The sequence below is a fragment of the Streptomyces sp. NPDC048002 genome, assembly GCF_040653275.1.
In the GTDB taxonomy this organism is placed as follows: Bacteria; Actinomycetota; Actinomycetes; order Streptomycetales; family Streptomycetaceae; genus Streptomyces.
The window spans coordinates 155,578-173,926 of sequence record NZ_JBEZNL010000014.1; the positions used below are offsets into that span (position 1 = coordinate 155,578).

Here is an 18,349-nt window from a genome sequence, read left to right on the forward strand (position 1 = left end):
GGGGGCCTCGGGGCGGTGCTGCCCCGGTCCCGGCGCTCCGCTTGCCGACGGCCCCCCGGCCCAGGGCGGCCGCGCGTCCTGCGGCCCCTCGTCAGGGCGCTCCCCGTCCCTGGGCGGCGTGCCGGACGGATTTCCCGCGCCTGGTGCGCGCCGGTCCCGTGCCCGCTCCCCGGGGGCCGCGCCCGGCCACGGGCCCTCAGCGTGCCGAGCCTGCCCGCTCCCCGCCGGCCGCCGGTCCTCCGGAGGCAACAGCTCGTCGGGCCGCCGTAGATACGGATTGGTGTCGGGGTTCGGCGCCCGGTACGGCGCTCCCGGGGTGTACGGCCCGCTTCCGGCCACGCCCTCGGCGGCCCCCGTACCTCCCGAGGCCCCCACCGCTCCGGCACCCCCTGACGTCCCGGAACCCCCCGGGGCGCCGACAGCCCCGGCACCGCCCGCGGTGCCTGCGGTCCCGGAGCCCCATGTCGCCTCCGTGCCGCCCGTGGCCCGGCCCGTACCCGAGCCGCCCGCACTCCCCGTACCGCCCGCGGCGCCTGCGGTCCCGGAGCCCCATGTCGCCTCTGAACTGCCCGAGGTCCCCGCCGTACCCGAGCCCCCCGCACCCCTCATACCTCCCGAGGCGCCCGCCGTCCCAGCACCCCGGTGAGCCTCCGTACCGCCCGCGGCCTCCGCCGTCCCAGCGCCCCAGGGAGCCCCCGAACCCCCCGCGGCCTGCGTCGTCCCCACGGTCCCGGCGCCCCCCGCACCACCCCGACCTCCCACGCCCCCCGGGCCGGCGGAGCCCCCCGCACCCGCGGACACCCCCGCACCCCCCGCCCCCAAGGCGCCCAAGTCACCCAAGGCACCCCGTGCCAAGGGCGCCGCCCTCTGACCGGCCGCGCCCGTCGTGCGGGCGAGCAGCGCGCCCGCGGCTCCCGCCGCCGCGCCCCACAGGGCACCGAGGAGCAGGGCGAGGCCCAGCCGGCCGCGCAGTTCGACACCCGCGTCGAACGCGTCCACGCCGAGGACCGCGAGGGACGCGTCCACGGACACCTCCGTCAGCCACGCCAGCAGCGGCAGCCCCAGACCGGTGACGATGCCGAGCCGCAGCGCGCAGCGGCCCGCGAAACCGGCGGTCCCGGTCTCCACCGGCGTCCGCACCGCGGTCAGCACCCCCGCCAGCAGCATCGCCACCGCCGCCGCGACGCCCAGCAGCCAGACCCGTCCGTCCAGCTCGGCGAGGCGTCCCAGCGTCACGGCCCGGTCGGAGTCGACCAGCAGATCGTCCAGCGGGTGGGGCAGGAACTGCGCGAGGGGGCCCGACGCCTCACCGTCCCAGGGCACGAACAGGCCGATCGGGAGGCCCAGCCACACCCCGTTCGGCGCGCCGAGCAGCGCGGCGCCCGCGATGCGCCCGGGGTTGTCGTCGCCGATCGCCGCGTACGCCGCCGCCGCGAACCCGGCGAGGACCGCCAGCAGCAGTACCGAGACCAGGGCGGACACGGCGGGCCGCACCACGCGGTGCAGGGCCGTCCAGCCGGCCGGCAGGGGAGTGCGCCGGGAGGCCAGCAGCGCGATCAGCAGAATCCCCGCGCACCAGCAGGCACCGCCGAGCAGGGTCGGCGCCGTGTCGACGGTGAAGCCCACCGCCGCCTCGGCGTCGACGAGGTCGCCGATCCGGTCGGGCAGCAGCCCGCCGATGTCCCCGACGTCCCCGAGCCCGGGGAGTTCGATCCCGCCGGCCCCGCCCCCGCCGGGCAGGTCGTCGAGTCCGAGGGCACCGCCGTCGAAGGTGATGACATCGTGACCCGCCCACGCCAGACCGCCCAGCATCGCGACGAACATCGCGACCACCGCGCCCGCGCGCGCCAGGAGTTCGGCCGGGGCGATCACAACTCCCGCCGTGCGCAGGGACCGCAGGAAGAACCAGCACAGCAGCAGCGCGCCGACCAGGCTCACGCCCAGTGGCGCGATGTCGATGGCGGTCGTGGCCTCCGCGCCGGTCAGACCGAATGCGGACACATCACCGGAAGGCGTCACGGAACCACCGGCCCCGAGCGCCACGACAGCCGCGGTCATGGGCCCCAGGGAGCCCGCCGCGTCCGCCTCCAGCAGGTGCAGGCCCAGCGCGGCGGTGCCCACCATCCCGATCAACGCCCAGCTCACCGCGGCCACCGCGGACAGCAGGACGTCCACCCACGGCACCCTGACGTTCCCGGCGTTCCTGGCCAAGCTCATGGCAGACCCCCCGATCCGCAGGCGGCGAACTCGCCGCGCATGTCCCCCCTCGCGTGGATTACCACTCTCCGGGCCGGTTTCAACCCCGTCAACGGAACCGGCCGATGCGTCCGCGCACGGATTTCACAAGGCCCGACTTTCGGTCAGGGGGCCGAGCCTGAAATAGTTCCCGACGATGTTCGACATCCCTAGACTCCCTGCGATGGGGGTAACTCGGGGGACTACTCAGTGGGGCTGGAGTGCCGGAACTCGTACTGGAATTGAACGGACAAACCTGGACGCTCGATCCGTCCAGGACATACACCCTCGGCCGCGATCCGCAGGGTGACATCGTGCTGGACGACGCCAGGGTCTCCTGGCGGCACGCCACGATCAGCTGGAACGGCCGGAGTTGGGGCATCGAGGACCACGGCTCCACCAACGGCACGTTCGTGCAGGGCCACCGGATCCATCACCTGGAGCTCGGCGCCGGCTCGGCGGTCCACCTGGGCAACGCGACGGACGGACCACGCCTGAGCATCTCGGGAGCGGGAGCGGGAGCGGGAGCGGGAGCGGGAGCCGGTGCCTCCGTCGCCCAGTCCCAGCAGCAGCCGCACGCCGCGCAGGGAGCACAGGGAGCCAACCCGGGCTGGGCCCAGCCCCCGCAGCAGCAGGCTCCGCAGGCCCCGCAGGCCGGCTGGCAGCAGCCGCACCAGGGCGCGCCGAACATCCCCCAGCAGCAGGGTCCCGGCGTCGGCGCGGGGGCGCCGCCGGTCTACGGCGACCGCAGCCCCACCACGTTCCACCAGTTCTCGCTGGGCCGTGTCATGCGGATCGGACGTGCCCTGGAGAACGACCTGGTCGTCTCCGACCTCCAGGTCTCCCGCAACCACGCGGAGTTCCACGCCACCCCCGACGGCCGCATGGAGATCCGCGACCTCGGCTCGCACAACGGCACGTACGTCAACGGTCAGCCGATCACCAAGGGCGGCGCGCAGGTCCTCGGCCCCACCGACATCGTGGGCGTGGGTCACTCCACGTTCCGGATCGTCGGCGACCGCCTGGAGGAGTTCGTCGACACCGGTGAGGTGTCCTTCTCGGCCCGCCATCTGACCGTCACCGTCGACGGCGGCAAGCAGATCCTCAAGGACGTCTCCTTCGGCGTCCCCGAGAAGTCGTTGATCGCGGTCATCGGTCCGTCCGGTTCCGGCAAGTCGACGCTGCTCAAGGCGCTCACCGGCTACCGCCCCGCCAACCAGGGCGATGTCCTCTACGACAACCGGAACCTCTACAAGCAGTTCGCCGAGCTGCGTCAGCGCATCGGTCTGGTCCCGCAGGACGACATCCTGCACAAGGAGCTGACCGTCAAGAAGGCCCTCAAGTACGCGGCCAAGCTCCGCTTCCCCGCCGACACCACGGCGCAGGAGCGCGAGGCCCGGATAGACGAGGTGCTGCGCGAGCTGAAGCTGGACATCCACAAGGAGAAGAAGGTCACCTCCCTCTCCGGTGGCCAGCGCAAGCGGGTCTCGGTCGCCCTGGAGCTGCTGACCAAGCCCTCGCTGATCTTCCTCGACGAGCCCACCTCGGGCCTCGACCCGGGCATGGACCGCGATGTGATGCAGTTGCTGCGCGGTCTCGCCGACGACGGCCGTACGGTCCTCGTCGTCACCCACTCGGTGGCCGAGCTGGCGATCTGCGACAAGCTCCTGGTGATGGCGCCGGGCGGCGCCGTGGCGTACTTCGGTCCGCCCGAGGAGGCGCTGAACTTCTTCGGCTACGACACCTGGGCCGACGTCTTCTCCGCCTTCGAGAACTACCGCGACTACGACTGGGCGGGCCGCTGGAAGGGCTCGCAGCACTACCAGATGTACGCCGCGGACATCGACGCCATCGCGCCGCAGTCCGTACAGATGCCGCCGATGCAGGCGATGAGGCCGCCCAAGCCGCAGGGCTGGATGTCCCAGTTCGGCACGCTGGTGCGCCGCTACATCTCGGTCATCGGCTCGGACAAGGGCTTCCTGGCCCTGTCGATCATCCTGCCGCTGGTCCTCGGTTCGGTGAGCCTGCTCATCGACTCCGGCAAGGACCTGCTGGTCAACACGGAGATCAACCCGAACACCGGTAAGCCGGTCGCCAACGGCACGGCCCTGACGGTCCTGCTGATCCTCGCGGTGGGCGCCTGCTTCGCCGGCGCAGCCAACTCGGTCCGCGAGCTGATCAAGGAACGGGTGATCTACGAGCGGGAGCGCGCGACCGGCCTGTCCCGTTCCGCGTACCTGATGTCCAAGGTGTTCGTGCTCGGTCTGATCACGGTGCTTCAGGGCCTGATGGTCGGCGTGATCGGCTTCTCCAGCCGGACCATCCCGGACGAGGGCCTGATCCTGGGCAGCCAGATCATGCTGGAACTGTGCATCCCGATCATGGCGCTGGGCTTCACCGCCATGATGTTCGGCCTGATCATCTCGGCTCTGGTGAAGACCGCCGAGAAGACCATGCCCCTGCTGGTCATGTTCGCGATCGTGCAGGTGGTCTTCACCGGCTGTCTGTTCCCGCTGGCCAACTCGGTCGGCGTCAACGAGCTGTCGTACCTGATGCCGTCGCGCTGGGCGGTCGCCGCCGCGGGTGCCACGCTCGACTTCAACAACATCAGCCCGCCCGCCAAGGGCGACAGCAACGACCCGTTGTGGGAGAACACGGTCGGCGCCTGGGGCATGGACATGGCCGCCCTGATCGTGCTCGGCGTGATCTGCGGCATCCTCGTGGCGCGCTTCCTGCGCCGCCACGAGCCCGAGGTCATGCGCAAGTAGCAGCTCCGTGGCAACCCCGAAGGGCGGCACCCGTCAGGAGGTGCCGCCCTTCGGCGTTCCGTACAGAGGTCCGCGCCGACCTCAGTACGCGCTGTTGACGTTGTCGATCGAGCCGTACCGGTCGGCCGCGTAGTTGGCGGCGGCGGTCAGGTTGGCGACCGGGTCGTACTGGCTGTGGGCGGTGCCGGGCACGTGGTACGCGTCGAAGGTGGGCTTGATGACCTGGAGCAGACCGATCGAGGGCACACCGTTCTGGGCGTTGATGTCCCAGTTGTTGATCGCGTTCGGGTTGCCCGAGGACTCGCGCATGATGTTCTTGTACAGCCCGTGGTAGGTGCCCGGGATGTTGTGCTTGTCCATGATGGCGAGGGCGTTCTTGATCCAGCCGTCCAGGTTGTTGGCGTAGGTCTTGGTGACCGGCTTGACCTGGGTGCGGGCGGCGGACCGGCTCGCGGCCTCCTTGGCCTTGCGTGCCTGCTCGGCCTTCTTCTTCGCGGCAGCGGCGGCCGCGGCCTTCTTCTTGGCGGCCGCCTGCTCGGCCGCCTTCTTCTTCGCCGCGGCCTCGGCGGCCGCCTTCTTCTTCGCGGCGATGGCCTCGGCCTTGAGGCTGGCGCTCGCGAGCTGGTCGGTGACGCCGGCCTTCACGTCCTTGATCTTCTCGGACTTGAAGGCCACCGGGGCGGCGGCCGGCTCGGCAGTGGTGGTCGACTGCGCGTTGCCCGGAACCGCCGAGAACGCGAGGGCGGCCGCGCCGAGCGTGGCGACGCCGGCGACCGCGATCTTGTGCTGCCTGGTCAGGGTGCGACGACGACCAGGGCTGAGGAAGTTCTTCGGCATGGCAGTGGGACCTCTTCGAATAGCGCGGAGGTCGCTCGCTGTCCGCTGAGGACACGGGTGCTTCCGGCACAAACGCCGCGAGCGGAACTCGCGGCGCTGAGCGACGGCAGCCATTGTTAGCGGCCGCAAAATTGCCAGGCAAAGGTGTGACGTACGATCCCCGGTAGTGGAACAGGGATGGGCAAATCGGGACAGAGTGGAACGTCTTTCCCGTTCACGGGGGTGGCTTTATCTCCTATGCCCCCTCGTACGTGACCTGGGCCCTATGCGCGGCCTCACATCGGCACCGCCATCGACTCACTCGCAGTTGCTGGAGCAATGCTCTCCGTGAGGCGTCTCCGCCGGGAGGAGGAGATGCACGTCCCCGAACTCGTGCCACAGGTAGCGCCCGTGCAGCGCCGCCTCGTACCCACGGTCGACCGCCGCCCCGCCCGCGACCGCCTCCAGCATCAGCAGGTGGGAGGCCGCGGGCTCGTGCAACCCGGTCAGCAGCCCCTCCACCACCCGCACCCCCCGCTCCGGTGTCACCACGAGGTCCGTCCACCCCGTACGCGCGCGGACGACCCCGTCCGCCCCGGCCGCCGACTCCACCGCCCGCACGGCCGTCGTACCCACCGCGATCACCCGCCCGCCACCGGCCCGCGCCGCGTTGACCAGCCGCGCGGAGGCCGCCGGCACCGAGAACCGCTCCGGGTACGGCGGCTCGTGCGCCTCGGCCGACGCCACCCCGGTGTCCAGCCGCACCGGCGCGAACTGCACGCCCCGGCTCACCAGCTCCGCCACCGTCGCCGCCGTGAAGGGGCGCGCCGCACTCGGCATCTCCGCGCTCCCCGACCCGTCGGCCGAGGGCAGCGCGAACACCGTCTGGTACGCGGACAGCGGCTGGTCCCGCTCCGTGTACGCGTAACGGATGGGCCGCCCGTGCCTCCGCAGCATCCCCGGCACCCCGGGACCGGACGCCCGCGCCCACCACAGCCGCGCCCCGCCCGCGTCCAGCGGCTCCTCCAGCTCCAGCCGCACCCCGCCGGGCAGCCTCACCCCCGTTCCCGCGGGCCCGCCCGCACGCGCGCGTGTGGTGCCCCGCCCGTCCGGGTCCCGCAGCTCGACCGCCCACCGCCCGTCGTCGCCGCGGGTGGAGAAGTGCACCACCACGCGCGCGTCCCCGCTCTCCCCGTCCACGGCGGCGGCCAGCGTCGGCGACGTGTTCACCACCAGCAGGTCACCGGCCCGCAGCAGCCCCGGCAGCTCCCGGAACGCGTGATGCGTCACCCGCGTCCCCCGCGACACCAGCAGCCGTACGGAGTCCCGGCCGCGACCGGGCCCGCGCCGCTCCGCCGGCACCCGGGCCGACAGCTCCTCCGGCACCCGCACCGGTGTCAGCGTCATCGCTCGGACCCCAGCAGAGCGGGCGCCCCGTACCGCCCGCTCACGGGCCGCTCGTCCAGCAGCCGCAGGAAGGCCGGCACCACGCTCGCCGGCTCCGGGCGCGGCGTGCGGTCCCCGGGCACCGCCGCCGCGTACAGGTCGGTGCCCATGTCCCCGGGATCCACCGCCCACACCCGCAGCCCGGGTTCCTCCACGGCCAGCACCGCCGCCAACTGGTCCAGGGCCGCCTTCGAGGCCCCGTACCCGCCCCAGGTCCCGTACGCCTCCGCAGCGGCGTCCGAACTGACGGTGACCACGGCGCCCGCCGCTGCCGCCCGCAGCAGTGGCAGAGCCTCCTGCACCAGGCCCAGCGCGGCCACCGCGTTCACCTCCAGCGCACGCCGCAGCCCCTCCAGGGGCAGCTTTTCCAGCGGTACGAGCGGTTCGGCGCCCAGCGCGCTCGCGTTGTGCACCAGCAGATCGACGCCGCCCAGCCGCCAGGCCGCCGCCACCAGCGCCGCCCGGTGCCCGGCGTCCGTGACATCGCCCGGCAGCGCCGCCACGCGCGTGCCGTGCGCCAGGACGGCCGCCGCGGCCGTCCTCAGCGCCTCCTCCGTCCTGGCGTCCAGCACCAGGTCCCAGCCCCGCCCGGCCAGCGCCTCGGCCAGGGCCCGGCCCAGCCCCTTCGAAGCTCCCGTGATGATCGCCACCGGCATGATCGCTTCTCCTCGCTCCCCGTGTGTGATGGGACCTCACGCTAGGAACGGCGCCCCCGGACCACCTCCGTCGCGGGTCGCGGATCACCGGGTCCCTTGGACCGGGTCCCTTCGGCCGGGGGCCCGCGGCGGAGGACCACGGACCTAGGTCCACGGGACCGGACCGGGGCGGTCACAGGGCCGATCCGCGCTGTCCCACCCCGCCGGTACGGTGAGGTCATGAATCAAGGTCCGGGGTCCGGCCTGGCCGCGGTGAGTTCCGCGCTGCTGGCCATGAGCAGGCATCTGGAGGTGCGCGACGTCCTCAAGACGATCGTCGCCTCGGCCCGCGAACTGCTCGACGCCGAGTACGCCGCGCTCGGCGTCCCGGACGACCACGGCGGCTTCGCCCAGTTCGTGGTCGACGGGATCAGCGACGAGCAGTGGAAGGCCATCGGCCCCCTCCCGCGGCAGCACGGCATCCTCGCCGCGATGCTGCACCAGGCCAGGGCCGAGCGGCTCGCCGACGTCCGCGAGGACCCCCGCTTCGAGGGCTGGCCCGCCGCCCACCCGGACATGTCCGACTTCCTGGGCCTGCCCATCCGGGACGGCGACGAGATCATCGGCGCGCTGTTCCTGGCGAACAAGCTGCGCCCGGAGGGACACGGCGGCGACGCCGGGACCGGCGGCTGCGGCTTCACCCAGCAGGACGAGGACCTCCTCGGGATCCTCGCCCAGCACGCGGCCATCGCCCTCACCAACGCCCGCCTCTACGAACGCAGCCGGGAACTGACCATCGCCGAGGAGCGCTCCCGCCTGGCGCACGAACTGCACGACGCGGTCAGCCAGAAACTGTTCTCCCTGCGGCTGACCGCGCAGGCCGCCGCCACCCTCGTCGACCGGGACCCCGCCCGCGCCAAGGGCGAACTCCAGCAGGTGGCCGCGCTCGCCGCGGAGGCCGCCGACGAACTGCGCGCCGCCGTCGTGGAACTGCGCCCGGCGGCCCTCGACGAGGACGGCCTCGTCGCCACCCTGCGCACCCACGTCCAGGTCCTCGACCGCGCCCACACCGCGCGCGTGAGCTTCGACGGCCGCGGCGTGCGGGCCCTGCCCGCGGCCCAGGAGGAAGCCCTGCTGCGGGTCGCCCAGGAGGCCCTGCACAACGCCCTGCGCCACTCCGGCGCGGAGGCCGTCGAGGTGTCCCTGCACCGCCGCGGCCCCGGAGCCGTGCTGCGGGTCACGGACAACGGCACCGGCTTCGACCCGAGGACCGTACGCCGGGCCGGACGCCATCTCGGCCTGGTCTCCATGCGGGACCGGGCGAGCGGGGCCGGCGGCACACTGACCGTGGAATCGGCGCCCGGCAAGGGCACCACGATCGAGATGGAGGTCCCCGGTGGCTGAACCGATCAAGGTGCTGCTCGTCGACGACCATCAGGTGGTCCGCCGGGGCCTGCGCACCTTCCTCGAAGTGCAGGACGACATCGAGGTGGTGGGCGAGGCGGGGGACGGCGCCGAGGGAGTCGCCCGCGCGGAGGAACTGCGCCCCGACGTCGTCCTGATGGACGTCAAGATGCCGGGCATGGACGGCGTGGCGGCGCTGCGCAAACTCCGCGAGCTGGACAACCCCGCGCGCGTGCTGATCGTCACCAGCTTCACCGAACAGCGCACGGTGGTCCCGGCCCTGCGCGCGGGCGCGGCGGGCTACGTCTACAAGGACATCGACCCCGACGCGCTGGCCGGCGCCATCCGCTCCGTCCACGCCGGGCACGTCCTGCTCCAGCCGGAGGTGGCCGGCGCGCTCCTCTCCCAGGAGGACACCGGCCCCGGGCAGGGCAGGGCCGGCTCGCTGACCGAACGGGAGCGCGAGGTGCTCGGCCTGATAGCGGACGGACGTTCCAACCGGGAGATCGCCCGTGCGCTGGTCCTCTCCGAGAAGACCGTGAAGACCCACGTCTCGAACATCCTGATGAAGCTCGACCTGGCGGACCGCACCCAGGCGGCGCTGTGGGCGGTGCGCCACGGAGTCGCCGGCTGAGCCGCCGGCCGCACCGCCGCGCGGAAGGTTCCACTCCGGTCTGAGATTCATACCGTCGTGGGAATGTCCCCCGTACGGCGCATCCTTCCCGGATCCCCGCCGTTCTCCTTGCGTGCCGCGGCGACTGCCGCGGTGATCGCTAGGGAGGGCTCAGCAGTGAAGAACCTGAAGAAGGCAGCGGCCGTGACGATGGTGGCGGGCGGCCTGATCGCCGCCGGGGCCGGTATGGCCTCCGCCACCGAGAGCGGTTCGCACGCCGACGGAAAGGCGGTGGGCTCCCCGGGCGTCGTCTCGGGCAACCTCGTCCAGGCCCCGATCCACATCCCGGTCAACGCCGTCGGCAACAGCGTGAACGTCATCGGCGTCCTGAACCCCGCCTTCGGCAACCTGGGCCTCAACCACTGACCCAGGCACACCGACCGCCGGCCCCCCCCACCCCCACCCCGGGGGGCCGGTGAGCAGTTCCGGACGAGGCGTCCGCAGGCGGTGCCCGCAGCGCGGGCACCGCCTCCTCCGCTACCGCACGCCCCGCTCCCGCTCCTCCACATAAGCGTTGTACGCGGCCACCTGCGCCCGCCTGGCCGTCCGCTCCACCGGCCGCAGCGCTGCCGCGCGGGCCGCCATCTCACCGGACGTCACCGCCGCCCCGTGCCCGTTCTCCGAGGCCAGCGACACCAGCGTCCCCACCCGCTGGGCCAGCTCCAGCACCCGCACCGCCCGAGGCGGATAGCCGGGCGCCAGCACCTCACGCCCCCGCTCGGCCCGCGCCCGGTACGCGTCGATCGCCGCCTCCGCCACCGGCCCCGACCCGGCCACGTCCAGCCGGGACAGCACCTCGGTCGCCTCCCGCAGCGCCTCGGCCAGCTCCCGCTCCGCCTCACCCAGCGAGGGCACATCGGCCGGCGGCGCCTCCCGCACCGGCAGCACCCGCCAGACCACCTCGACATGCAGATCCCCTTCGGGCCCCGCCGAGTGGATCTCGGGCACCAGCCCGAACGCGGCACCGTGACAGATCACTGCCTCCTCGGCCTCCAGGGCCCGCGCGTTGAACTCCGGCGGTCCGCTCAGCCCCAGCGGATGCCCCGGCGCGGGCAGCGCGACCCGCAGCCCGGCCACCCCGAGCGCCCGCAGCCGCCCGAGGGCCAGCGTCAGACCGACGGGCCCGGACTCGCCCGGCAGTCCTTCCACCCGGTGCACCGCGTCGTCACCGACGATCGCGAGCGCACTGTCATCCGGTGAGACAAATCCGGCCAACAGGGCATTTCCCCAAGCGGCAAGGCGTCCTGAACGCGGTTCCGAAAGCATGCCTCCACCCTAAGGACCGGACCGATGGAATGAAGCGGCCGACCGGTGGCGTAGATTTCCTAGAGGGCTGCGCACGCAGGCGCACGCGACCACCGAGACGCCGAGACCGGTCACACTGCAAGGGGAGACAACGCGCTCATGAGCGATGTTCTGGAGCTTCAGGACGTATCCGTGGTCCGTGAGGGCCGGGCTCTGGTGGACCAGGTCTCCTGGTCGGTGAAGGAGGGGGAGCGCTGGGTGATCCTCGGCCCCAACGGCGCCGGCAAGACCACCCTGCTCAACGTCGCCTCCAGCTACGTCTTCCCCAGCAAGGGCACCGCCACCATCCTCGGCGACACCCTCGGCAAGGTCGACGTCTTCGACCTGCGCCCCCGCATCGGCGTCGCCGGCATCGCCATGGCCGACAAGCTCCCCAAGGGCCAGACCGTCCTCCAGACCGTCCTCACCGCCGCCTACGGCATGACCGCCTCCTGGCACGAGGACTACGACGAGGTCGACGAGCAGCGCGCCCGCGCCTTCCTCGACCGCCTCGGCATGAGCGACTACCTGGAGCGGAAGTTCGGCACCCTCTCCGAGGGCGAGCGCAAGCGCACCCTCATCGCCCGCGCCCTGATGACCGACCCCGAACTGCTCCTGCTCGACGAGCCCGCCGCCGGCCTCGACCTCGGAGGACGCGAGGACCTCGTCCGCCGCCTCGGCCGCCTCGCCCGCGACCCGATCGCCCCTTCCATGATCATGGTCACCCACCATGTCGAGGAGATCGCCCCCGGCTTCACCCACGTCCTGATGATCCGCCAGGGCAAGGTCCTCGCCGCCGGCCCGCTGGAGCTCGAACTCACCTCCCGCAACCTCTCCATGTGCTTCGGCCTCCCGCTCGTCGTCGAGCAGGTCGGCGACCGCTGGACCGCCCAGGGCCTCCCGCTCTCCTGAACCACCCCCACCCCGGACCAACTGCCTACCCCGGACCAACTGCCCACCCCGGCACGGGCCATCACGTCACGCGAACCGATCTGCGCCCTGTCCGCGGCAGCCTGCGCGGACCTACCATGACCATGTGAACGACATCGACGCATGGGTGTGGTGGCTCATCGGCGCGGCCGCGCTCGGAATCCCGCTCGTCATGACCGCGATGCCCGAACTCGGCATGCTCGCCGTCGGCGCCCTGACGGCCGCCGGCGTGGCCGGACTCGGAGGCGGCATCGTCCTCCAGGTTCTCGTGTTCGCCGCCGTCTCCGCCGCGCTGACGCTGACCGTACGGCCGCTCGCCGCCCGGCACCGCTCCCAGCGCCCCCAACTCGTCACCGGGGTGGAGGCGTTGAAGGGCAAGCAGGCGATCGTACTGGAACGGGTCGACGGCTCGGGCGGCCGCATCAAGCTCGCCGGAGAAGTCTGGTCGGCCCGCGCGCTCGACGGCGGCCAGAGCTACGAAGTCGGCCAGGAGGTGGACGTCGTGGAGATCGAGGGAGCCACCGCGATCGTCATGTGACCTCGCACGACGTAACTACCGGAACGCCCCACGGTGCACACGACGGTCTGTCAGACTCGACCGGCAAGATCTTCAACAAGCATAAGATCTGCACCAGTTAGGATCCGCAGGATCCAGGACAGTGCCGAAGCGGAGAAGGGTACGGGGAGCCGAGGATGGAACCGGTCATCATCGTCTTGATCATTCTGGTGGTGTTGGTCTTCATCGCCCTGATCAAGACGATCCAAGTCATCCCACAGGCGAGCGCCGCCATCGTCGAGCGCTTCGGACGGTACACACGGACGCTCAACGCGGGCCTCAACATCGTCGTCCCGTTCATCGACACCATCCGCAACCGCATCGACCTGCGCGAACAGGTCGTGCCCTTCCCGCCGCAGCCGGTGATCACCCAGGACAACCTGGTCGTGAACATCGACACCGTCATCTACTACCAGGTCACCGACGCCCGCGCCGCCACCTACGAGGTCGCCAGCTACATCCAGGCGATCGAGCAGCTCACCGTCACCACCCTGCGCAACATCATCGGTGGGATGGACCTGGAGCGGACCCTCACCTCCCGCGAGGAGATCAACGCGGCCCTGCGCGGCGTCCTCGACGAGGCCACCGGCAAGTGGGGCATCCGCGTCAACCGCGTCGAACTCAAGGCGATCGAACCGCCCACCTCCATCCAGGACTCGATGGAGAAGCAGATGCGCGCCGACCGTGACAAGCGCGCCGCGATCCTCACCGCCGAGGGCACCCGGCAGGCCGCCATCCTCACCGCGGAGGGCGAGAAGCAGTCCCAGATCCTGCGCGCCGAGGGTGAGGCCAAGGCCGCGGCCCTGCGCGCCGAGGGCGAGGCCCAGGCCGTCCGCACGGTCTTCGAGGCGATCCACGCGGGCGACCCCGACCAGAAGCTCCTCAGCTACCAGTACCTCCAGATGCTCCCGAAGATCGCCGAGGGCGACGCGAACAAGCTCTGGATCGTCCCCAGCGAGATCGGCGACGCCCTGAAGGGCCTCTCCGGCGCCATGGGCAACTTCGGCCCCCTGGGCGGCGGTTCGGGCGGCAACTCCGGCGGCAACGGCACCGAACGCCGCGAGAAGCCCTCCATAGACTGAGCCGCGCGCGGCGGGTACGACAACGGGGTCCGCCTTCCAGGAAGGCGGACCCCGTTGTCGTACCCGCTACGCCGCGTCCCGCGCCAGCCAGTCCGGCAGCGCCGACAGGTCCTCCGCCCCCAGGGACAGCAGCATCGCGTCGGCCGGCGTGGGCTCGAACGGCTCCTTCAGCAACGGCATCCCCGCCTCCTCCGGAGTCCGGTTCGCCTTGCGGTGATTGTCCTCCGCGCACGAGGCCACCGTGTTCATCCAGGTGTCCTGCCCGCCCTGCGAACGGGGCAGCACATGGTCCACGGTCGTCGCCCGCCGCCCGCAGTACGCGCACCGGTGGCGGTCCCTGACCAGCACACCCCGCCTCGACCACGGCGCTCGTCTTCGGAACGGCACCCGGACGTACCTGCACAACCGGATCACCCGGGGCGCCGGTATGTCGACCGCGACTCCGCGCATGCGCAGTTCGGGGTGGGACTGCTCGACGACGGCCTTGTCCTGGAGCACCAGAACGACGGCTCGGTTCAATGTCACCGTCGACAGCGGCTCGAAGCTCGCGTTCAGTACCAGCGTGTCCCGCATGACCAGCCCACCTCCTCTGTGCAGCGGCCCACCCCGTGGCGGGCTGGGATCAACTCTGGCCGGGCACGCCGAGATGGACAACGAAATAAAAAATGCCCGCCTCTGATCACTTCCATGACCAGAGGCGGGCAAACGTTCAATGAACGTCAGTCTTCGGCGGGCACTTCGTACTCACCGACGAGCTGGGCGCGCGCCAGCGTGTGGAACCGCAGATTGAAACCGACGACCGCGGGCGACGCGTCGGAGTCCGGACCGAGCTTCGCCTGATCCACGGCGTACACCGTGAACACATAGCGGTGCGGGCCGTCACCGGGCGGCGGCGCCGCACCGCCGAAGTCCTTCGACCCGTAGTCGTTGCGCGCCTGGACCGCGCCGGCCGGCAGCCCCTCGAAGGCGCCGCTGCCCGCGCCCACGGGCAGCTCCGTCACCGAGACCGGAATGTCGAACAGGACCCAGTGCCAGAACCCGCTGCCCGTGGGGGCGTCCGGGTCGTAGCAGGTCACGGCGAAACTCTCGGTCTCGGGCGGGAAGCCCTCCCACCGCAGCTGCGGCGAGGTGTTGCCGGCCGCGTGGACCTGAGCGTCCTTGAGGGTCGCGCCCTCCGAGACGTCCTCACTCGTGACCGTGAACGACGGCACGGGCGGATGGAAGTCGTGGGGGAGCGGCCGCCTCTTGAGCTCGGTCACCTCGGTACCTCCTGATCGGGATCGTTCAGTGGCTTCCGAGCCTAGAACCAGTTGCGCTTGCTGCCGACCTCGGACAGCCACTGGTTGAGGTACGCCGCCCAGTCGGTGCCCTGGAAGTCGTTCAGACCCACCTGGAAGGAGCGGAAGGTGTCACTGCCCTCGCTGAACAGACCCGGCTTCTTGTCCATCTCCAGCACGACGTCCATCGTGTTCTGGTCCGCGACGAAGCTCAGCTCGACCTGGTTGATCCCGCGGTACTGCTGAGGCGGGAAGAACTCGATCTCCTGGTAGAAGGGCAGCTTCTGCCGCGTACCGCGGATGTGGCCGCGCTCCATGTCCGCGTTCTTGAAGCGGAAGCCCAGCTGGATGAACGCGTCCAGGATCGCCTTCTGCGCGGGCAGCGGGTGCACGTTGATCGGGTCCAGGTCGCCGGAGTCCACGGCACGCGCGATCTCCAGCTCGGTGGTCACACCGATGTGCATGCCCCGCAGGGTCTGACCGTCGATCGTGGTGATCGGCGTCTCCCACGGGATCTCCAGCCCGAACGGCACCGCGTGCACGGCGTTGGCCTGGAGCTCGAAGGCCCCGCCCAGCCGCACCTTGGTGAACTCGATGTCCTGCTTGTACTCCTCCTCGCCGCTCTCCACCTCGACCCTGGCCTGGAGCCCGACCGAGAGCGCCTCGATCTGCTGGTTGACGGAACCGCCCTGGATCCGTACCTCGCCCTGGACGACACCACCCGGAACCACGTTGACCTCGGTCAGCACGGTCTCCACGGAAGCGCCACCGGCACCCAGACTCGCGAGCAGCTTCTTGAACCCCATGACTCTCCCTCTACGACTGCGTCTCTGATCTCTACAAACGCGATCCGGCCGTGGCCGGTTCCGCGTCCTCACCCTGACAAGGAGGGAGGCCGCTGACCACCCCCGTGACCGCCACCCGTCTCCACTACCCTCGGACGGCATGATCGCGACCCCCGACCGTACGCCGCTCGCGAGGAGTTCCTTCGACCGGCCCGTCCCGGAGGTCGCCCCGGACCTGCTCGGCCGCCTCCTGGTGCGCTCCACTCCGGACGGCCCGATCACCGGGAGTGATGTTCGGTCCGCCCGGACACGTGTACGTCTACTTCACCTACGGCATGTCAAGGCAGTCAGCATGAACGTCGATCTCCTCGCCCACCCTGCCGAGGAAGTCGCCCCGAAGCTGCTCGGGAGTGTACTTACCTGCAAGACCCCGGAGGGATCCGTGAGCATCGCCATCACGGAGACCGAGGCGTACTCCGGCGCGGCGGACCCGGCCTCCCACGCCTACCGGGGCCGGACACCCCGTAACACGGTGATGTTCGGACCCGCGGGACACCTGTACGTCTACCGGTCCCATGGCCTCCACTGGTGCGCCAACGTCGTCACCGGGACGGACGGCATCGCCTCGGCCGTCCTCATCCGGGCAGGCAGGGTCATCGAGGGGGAGTGCCTCGCCCGCAAGCGGCGCGGGGAGAGGATCGAGAGCGCACGGCTCGCTCGAGGCCCGGGAAACTTCTGCCAGGCACTCGGCATCACGGCGGAACATAGCGGCGCGGACCTCCTGACAGGTACCGCGGTCGTGCTGTCCGAGGGCGAGCCGGTACCTGCCGCACTCATCCAGGCCGGCCCCCGGGTAGGCGTGAGCAAGGCCCATGACTGGCAACACCGGTTCTACGTAGCCGGTGATCCAACGGTCTCGGCGTACCGCCTGAGCCCGCGAGCCAAACCTTCTACCGGAGCCTGAGCCACTGTGCGCCTCGCTTGTGCGCCTCGCTGACGGCCCGCCGGCACCTCGGCGCGGTGGGGGGCCAGGCGATGCGTGACCGTCCGCGAGCGCAGCGCGTGGCGCACCCCTGGCTGGTTCGTTGCCACTGGTTCCGCGTACGGTCTGCGCATGGTTGATCAGCAGTGGAGCGGGGTCCGCCATGACTCCCAACTTCCCCTGCAGTCACGGTCTTCACGCTACGAGGGGAGGGACATGGGACATGTCGCAGCGCGCCGTGAGCCGGACCCCTGAGAGGCCGGCTCGCCTGCGCAAGTCCCGAAGCAGAGAGGCGAGTTCGGCGCCGGACTCAGACGGCCGGACGGGGTGGACAGGTCGAGCACTCCCTGTGCTTGTGCGGCGGCCAGCGTGACGCTGGTCGCCTCGGCCAGGTCCACCAGATCTTCAAGATCCCAGGGGGTGCGGTACATACGGTCGTAGTGGCGGGACACGATGGCGTCCGCCTTGCCGTCCTCCACGAGAGCCTTGACGCGCTCCCACTCCGAGCTCCGCTTGGTTCCCCGCTTCGTCGAAGCCGACGTGTCCTTCTCGACGATCGTGGCTACGACCGATCAGCCCTTCCGGTCGCACAGCGCCTGACTCAGCTCGACCTGTTGTGTCAGGTTCCCACCCTTGGATTCCTCGCCCCTCGGGGTGGGGCTGAGCCTGGCGTAGATGATCGCTCGCACTGCCTGTCTCCAGCTTGTCGTCGCTCTGCCGCATGAACCTGGTCTGCGGACCCGAGGGCACGGCGAGCGGGGCCCTCTTGCGCGCCGGCGAGATCGTCGAGGGCGCCGAGCTGGCCCGCAAACGTCGAATCTCGGCCCGTGATGACAAAGAACTGGCCAAAGGGCCGGCCCGCCTGGCGACCGCCCTCGGCGTGGGCCGAGCCCTCGACGGCATGGACGCCTGCGCCGGTGGGAGGTCGCCGCTGCGGATCCTGAACGGCAGCCCTTCGCCGTCCGCCCAGGTCCGGAACGGTCCGCGCACCGGAGTGTCCGGTGAGGGCGGCAAGGGAGACTTCACCCCTGGCGCTTCTGGATCTCTGACGACCCCACGGTGAGCCCCTACAGAGCCCGTACGCCGAGACGTCACTCAAGTTGACGCCCCCATGGCAGGCGCGTAACGTAGCCCGAGCCGCTGAACCGGGTACGGCAATCGCCAGCAGCCGGAGCGGCCAACCCACTACCTACGTCATCCCTTACCTGGGACGAATTCGGCGTGCCCGCATGCCTGAATTCGGTAGCCGCAGGACTCGATTATGAGTTACGCGGGGAATCGGCTAACGTAGTGAATGTCGAAAGGCCGCGAGGCCAAAAGGCAAAACCCGCCGACCGGGAATCGGAGCCGAAAGGATCTGATAGAGTCGGAAACGCAAGATCGAAGGGAAGCAGCCCGGAGGAAAGCCCGAGAGGGTGAGTACAAAGGAAGCGACCGTTCCTTGAGAACTCAACAGCGTGCCAAAAGTCAACGCCA

The 18,349-nt window shown here is 71.0% G+C and carries 16 protein-coding genes and 3 pseudogenes; 10 read left to right on the forward strand and 9 right to left on the reverse strand.

From position 1 onward, the window contains the following. Nucleotides 1-789: 789 nt before the first annotated feature. Nucleotides 790-2,217: pseudogene (locus AB0E07_RS19700) on the reverse strand (streptophobe family protein); the annotation flags it as partial. A 239-nt stretch (nucleotides 2,218-2,456) separates the two neighbouring features. Here AB0E07_RS19700 and AB0E07_RS19705 point away from each other — a divergent pair. Further along, entirely contained in the window at nucleotides 2,457-5,003 is a 2,547-nt protein-coding gene (locus AB0E07_RS19705) for an FHA domain-containing protein (protein ID WP_362253271.1), read from the forward strand. An 81-nt stretch (nucleotides 5,004-5,084) separates the two neighbouring features. Here the strand turns inward: AB0E07_RS19705 and AB0E07_RS19710 are convergent, their stop codons facing one another. From AB0E07_RS19710 to AB0E07_RS19720, 3 genes are all read right to left on the reverse strand, one after another. After that, complete coding sequence (locus AB0E07_RS19710; protein WP_362253274.1) at nucleotides 5,085-5,840, reverse strand: transglycosylase SLT domain-containing protein; 756 nt, start codon at nucleotides 5,838-5,840, stop codon at nucleotides 5,085-5,087. Nucleotides 5,841-6,137: 297 nt separating this feature from the next. Beyond that, nucleotides 6,138-7,226 (reverse strand): S-adenosylmethionine:tRNA ribosyltransferase-isomerase, encoded by a 1,089-nt coding sequence (locus tag AB0E07_RS19715; protein WP_362253277.1) that lies wholly within the window; start codon nucleotides 7,224-7,226, stop codon nucleotides 6,138-6,140. Further along, complete coding sequence (locus AB0E07_RS19720) at nucleotides 7,223-7,921, reverse strand: SDR family oxidoreductase (RefSeq protein ID WP_362253281.1); 699 nt, start codon at nucleotides 7,919-7,921, stop codon at nucleotides 7,223-7,225. The genes AB0E07_RS19715 and AB0E07_RS19720 overlap by 4 nt, the downstream gene beginning before the upstream one ends. Before the next feature lie 219 nt (nucleotides 7,922-8,140). Here AB0E07_RS19720 and AB0E07_RS19725 point away from each other — a divergent pair, with 219 nt between their 5' ends. The 3 genes from AB0E07_RS19725 (at nucleotide 8,141) to chpE (ending at nucleotide 10,343) form a co-directional block, all read left to right on the forward strand. After that, nucleotides 8,141-9,304, forward strand: coding sequence for a GAF domain-containing sensor histidine kinase (locus AB0E07_RS19725; RefSeq protein WP_362253284.1), 1,164 nt, complete (start codon nucleotides 8,141-8,143; stop codon nucleotides 9,302-9,304). Then, complete coding sequence (locus AB0E07_RS19730) at nucleotides 9,297-9,938, forward strand: response regulator transcription factor (protein WP_362253286.1); 642 nt, start codon at nucleotides 9,297-9,299, stop codon at nucleotides 9,936-9,938. Before AB0E07_RS19725 ends, AB0E07_RS19730 begins: the two co-directional genes overlap by 8 nt. Before the next feature lie 156 nt (nucleotides 9,939-10,094). Then, nucleotides 10,095-10,343, forward strand: a complete 249-nt coding sequence (gene chpE, locus AB0E07_RS19735) for a chaplin ChpE (RefSeq protein WP_351929548.1) — start codon at nucleotides 10,095-10,097, stop codon at nucleotides 10,341-10,343. Between the two features lie 111 nt (nucleotides 10,344-10,454). On the opposite strand, the gene AB0E07_RS19740 is transcribed toward chpE, so the two are convergent. Further along, nucleotides 10,455-11,243, reverse strand: coding sequence for a hypothetical protein (locus AB0E07_RS19740; RefSeq protein ID WP_362253290.1), 789 nt, complete (start codon nucleotides 11,241-11,243; stop codon nucleotides 10,455-10,457). 138 nt (nucleotides 11,244-11,381) lie between these two features. Here AB0E07_RS19740 and AB0E07_RS19745 point away from each other — a divergent pair, with 138 nt between their 5' ends. The 3 genes from AB0E07_RS19745 (at nucleotide 11,382) to AB0E07_RS19755 (ending at nucleotide 13,829) form a co-directional block, all read left to right on the forward strand. Beyond that, the gene (locus AB0E07_RS19745; RefSeq protein ID WP_362253293.1) at nucleotides 11,382-12,173 is read left to right on the forward strand and encodes an ABC transporter ATP-binding protein; all 792 of its coding nucleotides are present in this window, start codon (nucleotides 11,382-11,384) and stop codon (nucleotides 12,171-12,173) included. A gap of 124 nt (nucleotides 12,174-12,297) precedes the next feature. Beyond that, nucleotides 12,298-12,729: an NfeD family protein gene (locus tag AB0E07_RS19750; RefSeq protein WP_362253297.1), complete on the forward strand. Its 432-nt coding sequence runs from the start codon at nucleotides 12,298-12,300 to the stop codon at nucleotides 12,727-12,729. Between the two features lie 155 nt (nucleotides 12,730-12,884). Further along, on the forward strand, nucleotides 12,885-13,829 hold the full coding sequence (locus tag AB0E07_RS19755) for an SPFH domain-containing protein (RefSeq protein WP_362253300.1): 945 nt from the start codon (nucleotides 12,885-12,887) through the stop codon (nucleotides 13,827-13,829). Between the two features lie 66 nt (nucleotides 13,830-13,895). Here the strand turns inward: AB0E07_RS19755 and AB0E07_RS19760 are convergent, their stop codons facing one another. The 3 genes from AB0E07_RS19760 to AB0E07_RS19770 all read right to left on the reverse strand — a co-directional run bounded on the left by AB0E07_RS19760 (nucleotide 13,896) and on the right by AB0E07_RS19770 (nucleotide 15,912). Next, nucleotides 13,896-14,402, reverse strand: a complete 507-nt coding sequence (locus tag AB0E07_RS19760; protein WP_362253303.1) for an HNH endonuclease — start codon at nucleotides 14,400-14,402, stop codon at nucleotides 13,896-13,898. Nucleotides 14,403-14,548: 146 nt separating this feature from the next. Continuing rightward, complete coding sequence (locus tag AB0E07_RS19765; protein ID WP_362253306.1) at nucleotides 14,549-15,088, reverse strand: YbhB/YbcL family Raf kinase inhibitor-like protein; 540 nt, start codon at nucleotides 15,086-15,088, stop codon at nucleotides 14,549-14,551. 41 nt (nucleotides 15,089-15,129) lie between these two features. Next, nucleotides 15,130-15,912 (reverse strand): sporulation protein, encoded by a 783-nt coding sequence (locus AB0E07_RS19770; RefSeq protein WP_362253309.1) that lies wholly within the window; start codon nucleotides 15,910-15,912, stop codon nucleotides 15,130-15,132. Nucleotides 15,913-16,051: 139 nt separating this feature from the next. On the opposite strand from AB0E07_RS19770, the pseudogene AB0E07_RS19775 reads away from it, so the two are divergent. After that, nucleotides 16,052-16,229, forward strand: a pseudogene (locus AB0E07_RS19775) (3-methyladenine DNA glycosylase); the annotation flags it as partial. Nucleotides 16,230-16,243: 14 nt separating this feature from the next. Further along, a complete protein-coding gene (locus AB0E07_RS19780; RefSeq protein WP_362253312.1) occupies nucleotides 16,244-16,855 on the forward strand; it encodes a DNA-3-methyladenine glycosylase in 612 nt (203 codons plus the stop codon). A gap of 218 nt (nucleotides 16,856-17,073) precedes the next feature. Here AB0E07_RS19780 and AB0E07_RS19785 read toward each other — a convergent pair whose 3' ends face one another. Continuing rightward, nucleotides 17,074-17,430, reverse strand: coding sequence for a recombinase family protein (locus tag AB0E07_RS19785; protein WP_362253333.1), 357 nt, complete (start codon nucleotides 17,428-17,430; stop codon nucleotides 17,074-17,076). A 164-nt stretch (nucleotides 17,431-17,594) separates the two neighbouring features. Between AB0E07_RS19785 and AB0E07_RS19790 the strand changes: the two are divergent. Then, a pseudogene (locus AB0E07_RS19790) lies at nucleotides 17,595-17,977 on the forward strand (DNA-3-methyladenine glycosylase); the annotation flags it as partial. Nucleotides 17,978-18,349 lie beyond the last annotated feature (372 nt).

Coding starts and splice junctions, on each gene's coding strand:
- AB0E07_RS19770 (WP_362253309.1), bottom strand. CDS start 15,912: ATGGGGTTCAAGAAGCTGCTCGCGAGTCTGGGTGCCGGTGGCGCTTCC.
- AB0E07_RS19780 (WP_362253312.1), top strand. CDS start 16,244: ATGAACGTCGATCTCCTCGCCCACCCTGCCGAGGAAGTCGCCCCGAAG.
- AB0E07_RS19755 (WP_362253300.1), top strand. CDS start 12,885: ATGGAACCGGTCATCATCGTCTTGATCATTCTGGTGGTGTTGGTCTTC.
- AB0E07_RS19720 (WP_362253281.1), bottom strand. CDS start 7,921: ATGCCGGTGGCGATCATCACGGGAGCTTCGAAGGGGCTGGGCCGGGCC.
- AB0E07_RS19715 (WP_362253277.1), bottom strand. CDS start 7,226: ATGACGCTGACACCGGTGCGGGTGCCGGAGGAGCTGTCGGCCCGGGTG.
- AB0E07_RS19760 (WP_362253303.1), bottom strand. CDS start 14,402: ATGCGGGACACGCTGGTACTGAACGCGAGCTTCGAGCCGCTGTCGACG.
- AB0E07_RS19745 (WP_362253293.1), top strand. CDS start 11,382: ATGAGCGATGTTCTGGAGCTTCAGGACGTATCCGTGGTCCGTGAGGGC.
- AB0E07_RS19740 (WP_362253290.1), bottom strand. CDS start 11,243: ATGCTTTCGGAACCGCGTTCAGGACGCCTTGCCGCTTGGGGAAATGCC.
- AB0E07_RS19725 (WP_362253284.1), top strand. CDS start 8,141: ATGAATCAAGGTCCGGGGTCCGGCCTGGCCGCGGTGAGTTCCGCGCTG.
- AB0E07_RS19710 (WP_362253274.1), bottom strand. CDS start 5,840: ATGCCGAAGAACTTCCTCAGCCCTGGTCGTCGTCGCACCCTGACCAGG.